The following is a 1,233-nucleotide window of genomic DNA, read 5'->3' as shown; positions in this document are numbered from 1 at the left end:
GTTGGCTGATGCCGCCGATACCGACTGTACCTGCTGTGGTGGTGGTGTTGGTGTCAAAGTTGATGAATGTACCAGCAACGCCTACACCAGCGGTTGTGCCGATGGTGATGGTGCCTGTGTGGGAGGCGACGCTTTGCAGGGAGACAGTGTTGCTTTCTGTGTCGCCGTCAACGATGGTGACGTTTTCTACTGCGTTTGTGTTCAGACCGAAGTTGAAACGTGGGTCTGTGTTCAAACCGTCAGAAATGGTCACTGCGACTGTGTCGCTTGCACCGCTGTCTGTTGCCAGGTTGGCGCTGATGGTTGCTTGGCCGATGGCGTTGGAGTTGGTGTCACCATGTTTGATGGTGATGGCTGCTGCTTGAACTGCTGTCAGGTTGTTCAGTGTGAACACGTCTGTACCAGCTGTTGGTGTGTTGTTTGGTACACCAGCTGTGTTGGAGACGTTGCGAACCAATACGCCTGTCACATCTGGCAGTTTGGCGAAGTCAACTGAAGAAGAAGCATTGTTCAACAGAACTTGAACTTGTTCTACTTTAGTCACGATGGAGGAACCCGTTGCACCGGCTGTGATGTTGCCACCGTTGACGATGATGAGGGTGTCGTTACCGTCGCCACCTGTCAGGCTGTCGCCGGACTGGATGGTGTCTGCCAGGTAGAATGTGTCGTTACCAGAACCGCCTGTGACTGTGACATTTTGCAATTGGCCGGATGTGTCTGCTTTGCCAGTTGTGAAGATGCCATTGCCCAGGTTCAGGGTCAGGTTGCCTTTGAATGCGGATGCATCGATGGCGGACAGACGGCCTGCTGCTTGCAGGATGCCGCCAGCGTAGTTGACGGATTCAATCGTGCCAACTGCTGGGTTGACGACGTTTTGAACTTGCGCCAGTGTCAGGTCTTTGTCACCTGTGATTTTAACAACGCCTGCTGTGCCTGTGTCCATTGGCAGGTTCAGGATGCCGATGTTGTTGACGTTGCCTGTGCTGTTGATGGTCAGTGTTTCGTAACCTTGGTTTGCAACGCCAGCAGCGGATGTGCCGGAAACGTTTTGACCAATGTTGACTGTGCCAACTTGGACGTCGGACAGATTCAGGTTGCCTGTGTTACTACCCAGCAATGTGCCTGCGCCGAAGGAGAATTCAACAACACCTGCGTTGTTGGCATTGGTGCTGGTCAGGGACATGTTGGTGAGAACAGATTTGATGTTCTCAATACGTGCTGTGTTGGTACCTG

The 1,233-nt window shown here is 52.9% G+C and carries 1 pseudogene; it reads right to left on the bottom strand.

What is annotated here, in order from left to right:
- A pseudogene (locus ACO0LF_RS31280) lies at positions 1–1,183 on the bottom strand (hypothetical protein); the annotation flags it as partial.
- Positions 1,184–1,233: the final 50 nt, after the last annotated feature.

The sequence above is a fragment of the Undibacterium sp. Di27W genome, assembly GCF_049340345.1.
Taxonomy (GTDB): Bacteria; Pseudomonadota; Gammaproteobacteria; order Burkholderiales; family Burkholderiaceae_D; genus Undibacterium.
This window is presented reverse-complemented; position numbering and strand designations above follow the sequence as displayed.